This window comes from uncultured Gemmiger sp., assembly GCA_944388105.1.
Taxonomy (GTDB): Bacteria; Bacillota; Clostridia; order Oscillospirales; family Ruminococcaceae; genus Gemmiger.
The window spans coordinates 1-10,432 of sequence record CALXHN010000074.1 but is presented as its reverse complement, the minus strand read 5'-3'; the positions used below and the strand labels follow the sequence as shown (position 1 = coordinate 10,432).

The 10,432-nt window shown below is 65.9% G+C and carries 9 protein-coding genes; 2 read left to right on the top strand and 7 right to left on the bottom strand.

The features are described 5' to 3' along the window. Positions 1–179 precede the first annotated feature (179 nt). The 5 genes from Q0K17_RS08525 to Q0K17_RS08505 form a co-directional block, all read right to left on the bottom strand. Positions 180–1,769, bottom strand: coding sequence for an amidohydrolase family protein (locus tag Q0K17_RS08525; protein ID WP_294542259.1), 1,590 nt, complete (start codon positions 1,767–1,769; stop codon positions 180–182). Between the two features lie 9 nt (positions 1,770–1,778). Continuing rightward, positions 1,779–2,966: a DEAD/DEAH box helicase gene (locus Q0K17_RS08520; RefSeq protein WP_294542257.1), complete on the bottom strand. Its 1,188-nt coding sequence runs from the start codon at positions 2,964–2,966 to the stop codon at positions 1,779–1,781. Between the two features lie 45 nt (positions 2,967–3,011). Further along, a complete protein-coding gene (locus Q0K17_RS08515; protein WP_294542255.1) occupies positions 3,012–3,959 on the bottom strand; it encodes a hypothetical protein in 948 nt (315 codons plus the stop codon). A gap of 15 nt (positions 3,960–3,974) precedes the next feature. Continuing rightward, positions 3,975–5,393, bottom strand: a complete 1,419-nt coding sequence (locus Q0K17_RS08510; RefSeq protein WP_294542254.1) for an MBOAT family O-acyltransferase — start codon at positions 5,391–5,393, stop codon at positions 3,975–3,977. Positions 5,394–5,532: 139 nt separating this feature from the next. Further along, positions 5,533–6,117 carry an RICIN domain-containing protein gene (locus Q0K17_RS08505; RefSeq protein WP_294542243.1) on the bottom strand — a complete coding sequence of 195 codons (585 nt, stop codon included), beginning with the start codon at positions 6,115–6,117 and terminating at the stop codon, positions 5,533–5,535. 254 nt (positions 6,118–6,371) lie between these two features. On the opposite strand from Q0K17_RS08505, the gene Q0K17_RS08500 reads away from it, so the two are divergent. Together Q0K17_RS08500 and Q0K17_RS08495 are read left to right on the top strand one after the other, a co-directional pair. Continuing rightward, entirely contained in the window at positions 6,372–6,779 is a 408-nt protein-coding gene (locus Q0K17_RS08500) for a methylglyoxal synthase (RefSeq protein WP_294542233.1), read from the top strand. Between the two features lie 113 nt (positions 6,780–6,892). Then, on the top strand, positions 6,893–7,540 hold the full coding sequence (locus Q0K17_RS08495) for a YitT family protein (protein ID WP_294542231.1): 648 nt from the start codon (positions 6,893–6,895) through the stop codon (positions 7,538–7,540). Positions 7,541–7,546: 6 nt separating this feature from the next. Here Q0K17_RS08495 and Q0K17_RS08490 read toward each other — a convergent pair whose 3' ends face one another. Then, a complete protein-coding gene (locus tag Q0K17_RS08490) occupies positions 7,547–8,224 on the bottom strand; it encodes a YoaK family protein (protein WP_294542228.1) in 678 nt (225 codons plus the stop codon). 154 nt (positions 8,225–8,378) lie between these two features. Beyond that, on the bottom strand, positions 8,379–10,358 hold the full coding sequence (locus tag Q0K17_RS08485) for a fructose-1,6-bisphosphatase (protein ID WP_294542225.1): 1,980 nt from the start codon (positions 10,356–10,358) through the stop codon (positions 8,379–8,381). Positions 10,359–10,432: the final 74 nt, after the last annotated feature.

The following is a 10,432-nucleotide window of genomic DNA, read 5'->3' as shown; positions in this document are numbered from 1 at the left end:
GCCGCAGCCCTGGTCGGCGTCCACCGCCTCGAAACGGTGGCGGTTTTTCGGTTCCTTTTTGACGCCAAAAAGGAACAACTCCCCCGCAAGCTCCCGCTTGCCAAAAAGGAAGGATCATCCGGCAAGATGCCGTTCCCCGGATAAACCGGAAGTATCAAACAAAATCGGGCCGGGGAAAATCAGGCAGTATAAACCACCCGTCCCCCCACCACCGTAGCCAGCACCCGCAGCTGCAAAAGCTGCTCCTCCGGCACGGTGAGCAGATCCCCGTCCAGGACCACAAAGTCCGCCCGGTATCCCGGCAGCAGCAGGCCCTTTTCGGCTTCCGCAAACTCGTTGTACGCCCCGCCCCGGGTGTAGCAGTCCAGGGCCTGGGCACGGGTCACACACTCCTCCGGCTGCCAGGGCGCGCCCCCGGCCAGGGGCCGGCGGGTCACGGCGCAGTAGAAGTTGCGCAGGGGGTCCAGGTCCTCCACCGGGGCGTCGGTGCCGTAGCTCACCGGCACCCCCAGCCGCACCGCCGTGCCGAAAGCATAGCTGGTGGCGGCCAGTTCCGCCCCGCACCGGGCGGTGACGATGGTGTGGTCGTAGTCCAGGAACACCGGCTGCACCAGCGCCCCGGCCTGCAGCGCCGCAAACCGGTCCCACTGGTCCCGGGTGGTGATCTGGCAATGCACCACCCCGTGGCGGTGAGGATTTTCGCCATGGGGGCAGAGGGCTTCGATAACGTTCAGCATCTCGTCCACGGCGGCGTCCCCGATGGCATGGGCCACCACCTGTTTGCCCGCGGCGTCGGCCATGCGGGCCATGGTCAGGGCGGTGTCATAGCCAAGGCAGCACAGTCCCCGCTGCCCCGGCTCGTCGGCGTAGTCCCGGCGCATCCAGGCAGTGCGGGCGCCTAAGGACCCGTCCAGGAACAGCTTCAGGGGCCCGACTTTCCACATCCGGCCGTCCTGGATGTGGGCATCCAGAAAGGCCCGGTAGTCCTCCGGGGTGTCCAGGGCGCACTGAAGCACCAGCCGCAGGGGCAGCAGTCCGGCTTCGTCCAGCTCCCGCAGGGCCTGCACCACCAGCGGCCAGTCCCGGCTGCGGATGTCGCAGGTCTGCACGGTGGTCAGCCCCTTGGACACCGCCCGGGCACAGGCGGCCACAAATTCGGCCTTGATGTCCTCCACGTTCTCGGCGGGCAGGATCTTGCGCACCAGGGCCACGGCGTTGTCCCGCAAAAGGCCGTTGGGCTGCCCGTCCGGGCCCAGGTCGATGCCCCCGCCTTCCGGGACCGGGGTGGCGGCGGTGATGCCCGCCGCTTTCAGGGCGGCGGTGTTGCACACCATGATGTGCCCGCACACCCGGTCCAGCAGCAGGGGATGGTCCGGCACCAGCGTGTCCAGGTCCGCCCGGGTGGGCAGCACCGGGGCGCCCGCAAACTTGTCCTGGTTCCAGCCGTTGCCGTAGATGGCCCGTCCGGCGGGAATGTTCCGGCGGCGGATGAAGTCGGCACAGCGGCGGGCGATGTCGGCGGGAGAATCGGCCCCGAACAGGTCGATGGCCCCCAGCCCCCGGCCCACATCCAACAGATGCAGGTGGCTGTCGTTGAAGCCGGGGAACACCCAGCCCCCCGCCAGGTCCACGGCGGGGATGCCGTCGGCCTCTTTCCGCAGTTCCTCCCCGCCCATGCGGAAAACCCGGCCGTCCCGCACCCACAGGGCGGTGCAGGTGCGGCCGTCGCCGCAATACACGCGGCCGTTATGATACAGTGTCTCTTGCATGGGATTCACTCAGAAATAGCACTTGATCTGGAAGCGGTCGGTGGGGGTGTTCTCCTCCACGATGAGCTTCTCATGGTTGAAGTCGAAGTGCACCGGGCGGCAGTCGTCGGTGTTGCGGGTCAGGCGCAGCAGGGTGTCCACCCGTTTGGTCTCCTCCTTGGTGTAGAAGAGATAGCTGGCGCCCTCCCGGCGGGCACGGCCGGTGCGGCCGATGCGGTGGGTGTAGTGCTCGTTTTCCTCGGGCACGTCGTAGTTGATGACCGCGTCCACGTCGGACACGTCGATGCCCCGGGCGGCCACGTCGGTGGCCACCAGCACGGCGATCTCCCCGGCCTTGAACCGCTGCATGATCCGGTTGCGCTCCGCCTGGGACAGATCCCCATGCAGGCAGTCCACGTTGAAGTTCAGCCGTGCCAGCTGGTTGGCCAGCATGCCGGTGTTGTACTTGGTGTTGCAGAAGACCATCACCCGCTTGTACCCTTCGGAGATGATGATCTGGGCCAGGTCGGCCAGCTTGTCCCGGCCGGTGGTCAGCAGCTTGTACTGGTCGATCTTGGGGCTGGAATCCTCCACCGGCTGCACGCTGACCTCGGCGGCGTTCTTCTGGTACAGCCAGCCGATGTCCAGCACCTCCCGGCTGATGGTGGCCGAGAACATGGACAGGCTCCTGCGGTGCTTCATCAGGTCGATGATGTGGCGCACGTCCTTGTAAAAGCCCATGTTCAGCATCTCGTCGGCCTCGTCCAGCACGATGGTCTCCACCCCGGACAGGTCGATGGCATGGTGGCGGTAATGGTCCATCAGCCGCCCCGGGGTGGCCACCACCACCTGGCAGCCCGCCTTCAGCTGGCGCTGCTGCTTGTCCATGCCGGCGCCGCCGTAGACGCAGACGATCTTGACCTGGGGCAGAAACTGGGCCAGGTTGCGCAGGTCCTGGGCGATCTGCTGGGCCAGTTCCCGGGTGGGGCTCAGAATCACCGCCTTGGGGGCGCCGGCGGGGGCGTCCGCCACCTGTTCCAGCACCGGAATGCCGAAGGCCACCGTCTTGCCGGTGCCGGTGGGGGCCTTGGCGATCATGTCATGGCCGTCCAGCATGAGGGGAATGGCCTTCTGCTGGATCTCGGTCATCTCGGTAAAGCCCATCTCCCGGGTGGCCCGCAGGATGGGTTCACGGATCGAAAGTTCACTGAACTGCATGGGGAAACCGCCTTTCCAAAGGTCAAATAGTAGGGTACGGAAAAATCAGTCGTAGCTGAGCACCAGCCCGTCCAGCAGGCCGGTGGCGGCCTGGATGTCCCGCACCACTCCGGCGCAGAAATCCATATCGGCCACGGAATTGTCAAAATGGATGCCGTCCTCCCCGAAAAGCCCCCGGTCATACCAGGGCGTCCGGGTGAAGTAGGCGGAATAACTGTCGTAGAGCCCCTGCGCCCGGAACGCCTCTTCCAGCGCCGCCATGGTGCTGCGGCGGTCCCCGGTGTCAGCCAGGGGGGCGCAGAGCAGGTGGAAGACCGCTCCCCGCTCCTGGCACAAAGCGGCCAGATTCTGCAGGTTGCGGGCGGCCATGGGGGTCAGCGGCCCGGTCTCCTCCTGCCGGGGAACCAGTTCCAGGGCGTTGAGGTAGAGCTTTTTCACCAGGGGAGAGGCGTCCGCCCACCGGGCAAATCTCCCGGTGAGGAAGGGCGCGCCGTAGGCGGCGGTGAGCTCCGCCCGGGTGGTCTCGTCCAGGCCGCCCAGCAGTCCGGCGGCGGCAAAGGGGGCCGCCGCGTACTGGTAGCCGTACCCTGCGTCAAACCCGGCGGAAAAGCTCTCCGGCGTGACGATGAGATACACGTCGGTGGCCCCGGGGTGGGCGTCCAGAAAGGCTTTGGCCAGCAGATACTGTCCGGCCAGGGTCACCGCCCGGTTGCTGCCGTCGATGCGGTAGGCGGTGTTGCACAGGCTGAAGGGGTCAAAGACCTGCCAGCAGACGCTGTCCCCCAGGATCAGGGCGGCGGCGCCATCGTCGGCCTGCACGTTGGCGATGTGGCCGCCGATCTCCTCACTGGCCGAGGCGGAGTACCCGGTGGAATCGGTGAGCTTGGCAAAAATTTCCGAGAAGGGGGCAAAGGCCGAAAGCCCCAGCACCCCGCAGAACAACACCAGGGCGGCCAGTACAAAGGCCGCCAGACGAAGAAGAAATGCTTTCATGGCTGCGGCCCTCCCTTAAAACTGCGCATAATAGAAGGAAGCCGCGTCCGTGCCCACCAGGCGGCAGGCAAAGACCAGCACGGTCACGGCCAGCACCAGCAGCACCGGCACCCGCACCGCCCCGGGCAGGGCGGCGAAGCGGTCGTACAGGCTGGAACCGGCGTTCTCCGCCCGCTCGGCCGCCAGGTCCAGGCAGAAAGCCAGGACCATGGCCAGCAGCACAAAGGCCAGCTCGGTGCCCGACACCCCCAGGTCCAGCGCCCCCAGCCCGGGGGCACCGCTGAGGATGCGGCCCACCATGCCGAAGCCCTGGGAAAGGCTGGGCGCCCCGAAGAAGAGGAAGGCCCCGTTGGCGCAGAGGGTGATGAACAGCCGGCGCGCCCACACCCCGGCGGGGCCGCCTTTGCCGGCAAACCGGCGGCGCAGCGGCCTGGTCAGGGCGCCGATGCTCTGCAGCACCCCGTGGAGCAGCCCCCAGAACAGGTACTGCCAGGTGCTGCCGTGCCACAGGCCGCTGACCGTGAAGGTGATGAGCAGGTTGAGCACCCGGCGGGGCGTACCCCGGCGGCTGCCGCCCAGGGGGATGTAGATGTAATCCCGCAGCCAGCCGGACAACGAGATGTGCCACCGCTGCCAGAACTCGCCCAGGCTCTGGGCAAAGTAGGGGCGGCGGAAGTTGGGGGCCAGCTCGATGCCCAGCACCCGGGCGGCGCCCAGGGCCAGGTGGCTGTACCCCGCAAAGTCAAAGTAGAGGGAAAAGCCGAAGAAGAGCCCGCCCGCCAGCACCACCGGGGCGCTGCACTGGGTCCACTGGGCATAGACGGCGTTGACCCAGGCGGAGAGCAGGTTGGCCAGCACCAGCTTTTCGGCCCAGCCGCCCAGCATGGTGATGAGGCCCCGGCGCACCTGGGCCGGCTCACACCGGCGCTGTCCGGTGCGCAGGGCGTCCAGCTGGGGGAAGAATTCCTCCGCCCGACCGATGGGGCCGCTGAGCACCCGGGGGAAAAAGCTCATGTACACGGCATAGCGGAGCAGGTTTTTCTGTACCGGGCATCTGCCGGTGTACACGTCTGCCAGATAGGAGGCGGCCTGCAGGGCGTAGAAGGCCAGCCCGGTCAGGGTGACCAGGGTCACCCCCGGGGCAAGCAGGGGCAGGGCCTTGCGGGCAAAGAGGAACCCGGCGCTGACCGCCAGCCCCAGCACCAGGAAGGCCCGTCGTCCGGCGGGGGTGCCGGCGGCGGCCATGCCCCGGCCGCAGGCCCAGGTGAGCAGGGTCACGGCGGCCAGCACCCCCAGGGATACCCCGCCCCAGCTGGCCATATACAGCACCCCGGCCGCCAGCAGCACGGCCTCCCGGGCTTTGGGCGGCACCAGCCAGAACGCCAGCACCGCCGCCGCAAAAAACAGGGGAAATACAAGGGAATAGTAGGTCATACCCAAACCTTTCGGTCACAAACACAAAGGAACCGCGCCCCGGACCCGGCCGGGGGCGGACAGTCTACCCCTCATTATACCAGCAAACCCCGCCCGCGGCAAGCCGCGGACGGGGCGAAAAGGTCTGGTTCAGCGTGGTTTATCTGGCGGCACGGCGGGCGCCCTTGCCGGAGGTCTTCTTGGCCTTGGCACCCTTGCCGGTCTGGGTGCGGGTGGATTTGGGGGCGGCGGTGCGCACCGGGGCCGGGGGCGGGTCTTTCAGCTGTTTGTCCGGCACGGGGGTGAGCTTCCACAGCTGGTTTTCCCCGTACACGTCCTGCCAGATCTGGGCCTGGGTGCCGTTGTCCACCCGCATGCCCACCAGGTCGATGACCTTGTCGGCCAGCACGTTGCGGATCTTCACCCGGCCGCCCTCGGCGGGCACCAGTTCCCAGCGCTGCCCCGCGCCGGACGTCTTGCTCCACTGGTGTACCCAGGTGCCGTTGACCACACCGCTCATGGCCAGGTCCATGACCTTGCCGGTAAAGCGGTTGCGGATGCGATACTGGCCTTCCGCGGCCTCCTCAAAGGTCCACTGCTGCCAGGGTTGTCCCTCATAACTCCACAGCCGCACCGATGCGCCGTTCTCGGTGTTGAAATCGGCCACCTCCAGCACGCGGCCGTTGGCGGCGGCGATGGTGTAATAGGCTCCTTCACGGATCACGGTCTGCGCGGAACGTTTCATCAGGAATTCTCCCCTTTCGGGCGCAGAAAGCGCCCCTCAAGATTGGTTTTACTTATTATAGCACGGCGGCGCCGCGCGGTTTGGCCAAAATTTTACGCCCGACCTTGTGAAAATTGCTCGGTTACAGGTGGAATTTTCGTGCAAAAATAGCCCGAAATCCGTCCGGTGCTTGCATTTTTTCTCTTTCTACCGTATCATAGATTCAATCACCGCTCCCCGCGGTTCCATTTTTGTATAAAGGAGAAGATTCCCCCATGCGGATCGCTCTGATCGCCCATGATTCCCGCAAGGAACTGATGACCCAGTTCTGTACGGCTTATATCCGCGTTCTGTCCCAGAACGAGCTGGTGGCCACCGGCGTGACCGGCAAGGTGGTGCACGACGCCACCGGCCTGCCCGTGCGCTGCCTGTACCCCGGCGGCCGGGGCGGTGCGGAACAGATCAGCTCGATGATCGCCTGCGGTGAGGTGGATATGCTCCTGTTTTTCCGGGACCCGGTGAGCGCGCGCCCGGACGAACCCAACGCCGTGAACCTGCTGCGGCTGTGCGATATGCACACCATCCCGGTGGCCACCAACATTGCCACCGCCGAGGTGCTCATCCACGGCCTGGAGCGGGGAGACCTTGCCTGGATCGACCTGCAGCGGGACCGGCACTGCTGATAAAACCGAAAAAACGTCCCCATGCCTTTCTCAAAAAGCACGGGGACGTTTTTTTTGACCACTTGACCCTAGAACAGTTCCATGGTTTATCCTACAGGTGAGAGGTGAGTATCTTGAACAAAAACAACCAATGGCTGCGGCAGGCGGCGGACCGCCTGCGCCGGCAGTTCACGCCCCGGCGTCTGGCGCTCCTGGTCCTGGGGGCCGGCATCGCCACCTTCGGGCTGCACAACATCCACCAGCGCACCGGCATCACCGAGGGCGGGGTGCTGGGCATGCTGCTTTTTGTCAACCACTGGACCGGCCTGCCTGCCTCCCTGGTGTCGCCGGTGCTGGACCTGGCCTGCTACGCGGCGGCGCTGAAGGTACTGGGGGCGGGGTTCCTGTGCACCGCCCTGGTGTCCAGCGCGGCCATGGCCGCCTGGTTCAAGGTGTGGGAATCCCTGCCTTACCTGCTGCCGGATTTGTCCGCCCAGCCCCTGGCGGCGGCCATCCTGGGCGGCCTGTTCATCGGGGTGGGGGTGGGTCTCATCATCCGGCAGGGCGGTTCCAGCGGCGGGGACGACGCCCTGGCCTTGGTCATCCACAAGCTGTCCGGCTGGGGTCTGGCCCGGTGTTATCTGCTCACCGACCTGACCGTGCTGGCCCTTTCGCTGAGTTACATCCCGGCCTGGCGCATCGCCTTTTCCCTCATCACCGTCACCCTGTCCTCCTTCCTCATCGAGAAGGTGCAGAATTTCGGCCGCGAGGTCCCGGCCTGAGGCCCCTCAGGCCTCTTCCTCCCGGGAGAACATGAGGAAAAAGCTCACGGCCAGCAGGGCGCAGCTGCACCAGATGACCCGCACCCCCACCGTCTGGGAGAGCAGCGAGCCGAACACGGCCCCCACCGCAAAGACGGTGATGATGGTCAGGTACTGCAGGGCCTTGCGCAGGGCGGCGGCATCGCCGTTGTGGCGCCAGTCGAACAGGCACTGCACCCCGCTGCGCAGGTTGCCGATGCACATGGTGCTGGCGTAGGCGTTGCCCCGCACCTTGCGGAAGGCCTGCACCTGCATGGCGCACACAAAGCTGACCAGCACGTTGGCCGCAATGTCCAGGGTGTTGGGCAGGAAGCCCACCGCAAACAGCAGCAGGATCTCGATGCCCAGCACCAGCTGGCGCCAGTGCAGCCGGCGGCCTTCGCCGAACCGGTGGCGGACCCAGGCGGAGAAATACACCCCCGCCCCGAAAGCCACCACCGGGGTCAGGTACCGCAGGGCGGCGGCCCATTCCCCGCTGCACAGGTGCACCCCGAACAGAATCACGTTGCCGGTCTGGGCGTTGGCGAACACCTGACCCCGGCCCATGTAGGTGTATCCGTCCTGGAAGCCGCCGGACAGGGTCAGAAAGACCATGGTGCGCAAAGCGTCGGACATCTGTCCGTGATGACGCAGTTTTTCCAGCATACCGCTGAACCTCCTTGCAAAGGGGGGCCTGCAGCCCTGCCCTGTATACTTTCCCGCCAAAAGACAAAATCATCGGGCCCGACGGTTTGACCGCCCGGGCCCGTGTTTTCTTTTGCGGCCTTATGATACCCCCGCAGGGGGCCGCTGTCAAGGTTCAGTCTCCGTGCTGCACCAGCACGCCGGCGCGGTAGGCGTCCAGCAGCCGGCTCAGGTCGGCGATGGTGGCCCGGAAAGCCCGTCCTTCGTCGGTGTCCCGCACCAGGATGCGCTCTTTGGCCACATAGATGGGTTTGCTCTTGGAGGCGATGTCCTCGTCCTCCAGGATGGCCTTGGCGGTGCTCTCAAAAGGCTGGTGGGTGCGCAGGGTCATGCCCCGGCTGTTGTACACCAGGGTGTACCCCGCAATGCCGGTGCGCCGGTGGTAGGCACGGCAGAACCCGCCGTCAATGACCACCAGACGGCCGCCCGCCTTCACCGGGTCTTCCCCCTCCACCGCCCGCACCGGCACATGGCCGTTGAGGATGTGGCAGCCCTCCCCCGCAAGGCCGAACTCCGCCAGGATCCGCACGGCGATCTCCTCGGCGTGGGGGCCGCTGACCAGCTTGTAGTAGGGGTTCTTGATCTCGGCGTGGGTGGTCTCGTCCGCAATGTACAGCCGCTCAAAGGTGGTCATGGCGCTGCGCCCGAAGATGGGAGAGAGGGACCCGCACCACAGGTACCACAGGAAATCCTGTCCGGCCCCACGCTCGGGGCTGTCCGGCGGGGCAAAGTATCCCTGGCGGGCCCGACGGTCGCAGTAATCGAAGAGGGCCTTGCCGCTGTACAGCCTGCCCTCGAACCGTTCAGGGGCGAAGCCGCCGTCGGGGGTCATGGGCACCGCCCCGTGGAAGAGCAGATTGCCGTTGAACACCTTGTACACCGCCCCGTGGGCGTAGAGGAACTGCACATGCCGCTGCAGCCGTTCGCTCTGGGTGAAGGCGCGGCAGAGTTCCTCCACCAGGGCCTGTTCCCGGGGGGTGAGGGCGGTGGGGGCGGCGGGGTCCACGGTGGGAAAATCCCGGTCCAGCAGGGGGTATACCCGTCCCCGGCAGCGCACGGTGCCGGCTTGGTAGTCGATCTGGTTCAGGTAGTCCCGCCCCTGCATGCCGAAATCCGGGTTGCGGGCAATGACCTGGGCTTCCAGCTTGAACATCAGCAGGGTCACGGCCTTGTGCATCCGGGCGTTGCGGGTCTGTACGTCGGGGGAGATGTGTTCCCGGTCATCGGCGTGGGGGATCCAACGGCGGTCGATGGGGCCGCCGTAAAAGTCCATGGCGAAGCGTTCCAGCGCCCGCAGGCTGATGCCGTACCCGGTCTCGATCAGGTCCAGGTTGCCGTAGGCCAGGGAGGTCTTGAGCACCGTGAAGACGCAGACGGCGCTGCCGGCCGCCGCGCCCATCCAGACCACGTCGTGGTTGCCCCACTGGATGTCCACATCGTGGTGGGCGATGAGCTGATCCATGATCAGGTCCGGTCGGGCGCCCCGGTCGAACACGTCCCCCAGAATGTGCAGGGTGTCCACGGCCAGATGCTTGATGACCTCGCAGAACCGGATGATGTAGGCGTCCGCCCGCTCGTAGCGCAGGATGCTGTCGATGATCTCGCCGTAATACAGGTCCTTGTCGTGGTCCTCGAAATGGGCGTGGAGCAGTTCGTCCAGAATGTAGCCGCAGTTGGCGGGCAGGCATTTGCGCACATGGGCCCGGGTGTGCTTGCTGGACACCAGCCGGCAAAGCTCGATGAGCTGCAGGAGGGTGCGGCGGTACCACCCGTCCAGGTCGGTCTGCCGTGCCTTGATCTCGGGCAGTTTCTGCACCGGATAGTAGATGAGGGTGGCCAGCTCCGCCCGGTCGTGGGCGGGCACCGAGTCCCCCAGCACCAGGTCGATCTTTTCCCGGATAACGCCGGAAGCGTTGTTCAGGATGTGGAGAAAGGCTTCATGCTCCCCGTGCAGATCGCTCATGAAATGCTCGGTGCCCTTGGGCAGGCGGAGCAGGGCCTCGATGCGGATGATCTCACTGGCGGCCGCCGCAATGGTGGGAAAATCCTTGGACAGAAGCTGCAGATACCGCAATTGTTCGCCGTTGTCGGCCATGGATGGGTCCTCCTTTGCACAGAATCGTATGGTGTGTTGGTTTTATTGTAGCACAATGAGGCGGGGGTGCAAAG

Excerpts from the sequence above, each read along its gene's own strand:
- Q0K17_RS08520 (WP_294542257.1), bottom strand. The coding sequence starts at position 2,966 with ATGCAGTTCAGTGAACTTTCGATCCGTGAACCCATCCTGCGGGCCACC.
- Q0K17_RS08515 (WP_294542255.1), bottom strand. The coding sequence starts at position 3,959 with ATGAAAGCATTTCTTCTTCGTCTGGCGGCCTTTGTACTGGCCGCCCTG.
- Q0K17_RS08500 (WP_294542233.1), top strand. The coding sequence starts at position 6,372 with ATGCGGATCGCTCTGATCGCCCATGATTCCCGCAAGGAACTGATGACC.
- Q0K17_RS08485 (WP_294542225.1), bottom strand. The coding sequence starts at position 10,358 with ATGGCCGACAACGGCGAACAATTGCGGTATCTGCAGCTTCTGTCCAAG.
- Q0K17_RS08510 (WP_294542254.1), bottom strand. The coding sequence starts at position 5,393 with ATGACCTACTATTCCCTTGTATTTCCCCTGTTTTTTGCGGCGGCGGTG.
- Q0K17_RS08490 (WP_294542228.1), bottom strand. The coding sequence starts at position 8,224 with ATGCTGGAAAAACTGCGTCATCACGGACAGATGTCCGACGCTTTGCGC.
- Q0K17_RS08505 (WP_294542243.1), bottom strand. The coding sequence starts at position 6,117 with ATGAAACGTTCCGCGCAGACCGTGATCCGTGAAGGAGCCTATTACACC.
- Q0K17_RS08525 (WP_294542259.1), bottom strand. The coding sequence starts at position 1,769 with ATGCAAGAGACACTGTATCATAACGGCCGCGTGTATTGCGGCGACGGC.